Source organism: Streptomyces sp. NPDC058375 (assembly GCF_042723425.1).
Lineage (GTDB): Bacteria > Actinomycetota > Actinomycetes > Streptomycetales > Streptomycetaceae > Streptomyces > Streptomyces durocortorensis.
On the sequence record NZ_JBHXJG010000456.1, the window covers coordinates 1 to 2382 of the forward strand.

The window sequence follows — 2382 nt, forward strand, 5'->3', positions numbered from 1 at the left end:
GAGCCGCAGGCGGCCAGCGCCGCCGCCGTCAGGACGACGGCGGCACAGGCCAGGAACGGGTTTCTCATCGCTCAGCCGTTCCTCAGGGCGTAGTGCGCACTGATCGTGGATCCGCTCAGCGCGGTCGGGTAGATGGCGGTCTCGTCGATCTGCCCGGCGAAGAAGTTGCTGGTCGGACGGTTCGGCCAGCCGGCCAGGTTGTCTCCGCCGACCCGCCAGTAGCCCGGGGAGCTCTCGTTGCCGGAGACCAGGATGTTCGACGCGCGCAGCTGCCCGTCGACGTACAGCGACATGCCCTGACCCAGCGGGCCCTGGGTCGCGACGACGTGGTGCCACTGGCCGTCGTTGTACGCCCCCGAGGTGGCGACGGTGCGAGCACCGCTGCTCTGGACGCCGAACACGAGGCGGCCGTCGTTGCGCATGTAGATGTGCTTGTCGTGACGGGTGCTGTTCTGCTGGGTCAGATTGCCGAAGCCGACGATCTTCCCGCCCCGGGTGGTGGTCGTCCTGATCCAGGTCTCGATCGTGAACCGGGCCGGCTGGGCGTGCTGCCGGTTGCTGTACGCGTACTCATCGGTGCCGTTGAAACCGATCGCCGGCGAGGGCCCGGCGACCGCCGCCGGGGTCTGCCGGTAGGCGGGGCCGTTGCGCATGAAGCCGTTGTTCAGATTGCCGCTGCTGTCGTGCGCGAACGTGGAGGTGCCCTCGTCCCAGCGCCAGTAGAGGCTTGCCCCGTCGGACCTGACCCGCGCCGGGTACGCCTCCGTCGCGCTCGCCACGGTGGCGGACTGGGCGGGGGACTTGGCGCTGGTGTTGGTGCCGTCGCTCGCGGTGATCCGGTACGAGTGGGTCTCGCCCGGGGCGACGTCGGTGTCCGTCCAGGTCAGCTGCGGACGGTCCCAGAAGACCGAGTAGCCGGTCGTGGTGTGGATCGGGGTGTTGGAGCCGTCCTTGTAGATCCGGTAGGTCAGCTCACCGTCGTCGGTGTCGAAGCTGGTCTGCCAGTTCACGTCGATCCGCCCGGGGGTCAGCGTGGAGAGGCTGACGTTGGGCACCCAGGGCGCGCCCGTGTCCGGGCCGTCCGCGAACCGGGTCAGCCCCTGCTGCGGCTTGGTGTTGACGGTGGTGAACTCGCCGCCCACCCAGAGGTAGTGGTGCCCGCCGCTGCTGGTCCGGGTCATCACGCGCGGCCCGACCGGCTCCCCGATCCCGTCGTTGGTGTCCGGGAACCAGGGCAGCAGCTTCGGGTCGTCGACCGCCTGGGCCAGCAGGTGCTTGCGCGGTTGGTCCGGGAACGCGCCCATGCTGGCGCAGTCGTGGGCGTGGCTGCCGCTGTACAGCACCCCGGAGTGCACCAGTACGGACTGGGTGGCGCCGAGGCAGGTGTCCCGCCAGCGCTGCTCGAAGTTGTTCAGGTTCAGCGCGATGCGTCCGTCGAACACCCCGCCGCCGGTGCCCTCGTTGCCGGTGTAGAAGCCGGTGGCGTCGGTGGTGATGTCCTGGACCGTGGAGTTGTTGTGGATGAACCCCGGGTAGGACTTGGTGAGTTGCCCGGTGGTGGCGTTGACGACGGCCAGGGCGTGGGTGTTCGTGCCGTTGATCCGGAAGAAGTCCCCGCCGAGCAGCACGTGTCGTCCGTCCGGGGTCACCTCGACGGCCCGTGCGACCTCGTCGGCGTTGGCCGTGAAGGGCAGCAGTGAGGCTCCGGTCGTGACGGCGGCGAAGTGGCTCCTGGTCTGCCCGCCGACCGTGGTGAAGTCGCCCGCCAGATAGACCGTGTCGTCGGTGACGGCGAGTCCCCGCACGGTCGCCGAGACGCCGATCTTGAAGGAGGTGCGGACCGTGCAGCTCTCGGTGTCGATCGCCGCGATGTTGCTCACGCCGACACCGTTGACCGCTCCGAACTGGCCTCCCGCGTAAAGGGTTTCGCCGTCCGGGGAGAGCGCGAGGGACCGGACCGTCGCGGTCCCCGAGGAGATGGTGAAGGACAGCGAGCAGTCGGTGGGCGCCCCGGTCGCCGCGTCGAACGCGGCGAAGTTCACCGCGGGCTGTTCGCCCGTGCCGGGGGTAGCGGTGGGGGGCCGCAGGGTGGAGAAGGTGCCGCCCGCGTAGACGACGCCGTCGCCGGAGGCCATCGACCAGACGATGCCGTTGGTCTGCCAGGTGGTGAGGTCGTCCGCGGTGATGGCGACCGGTGGTGTCAGTGCCGCTGCCCCAGAGGCCCCGACCGTGGTCGCGGTCAGGGCTCCGGCCAGCAGGCCGAGAGCGGCGGACACGGCCCGCACACGGCCGCGACCTCCGCTTCCGCGCCCCGTACTTCCGTTCATCATTCAGCTCCGAAGGTGAGATTCGAGCTGCGGCCGAAAGGCCGCTGGTCCTGCC

Annotated in this window: 1 protein-coding gene; it reads right to left on the bottom strand. The window is 69.9% G+C overall.

The genetic code is table 11. The features are described from left to right. Positions 1-71 precede the first annotated feature (71 nt). Entirely contained in the window at positions 72-2330 is a 2259-nt protein-coding gene (locus ACFWM7_RS34970; RefSeq protein WP_383268732.1) for a LamG-like jellyroll fold domain-containing protein, read from the bottom strand. Positions 2331-2382 lie beyond the last annotated feature (52 nt).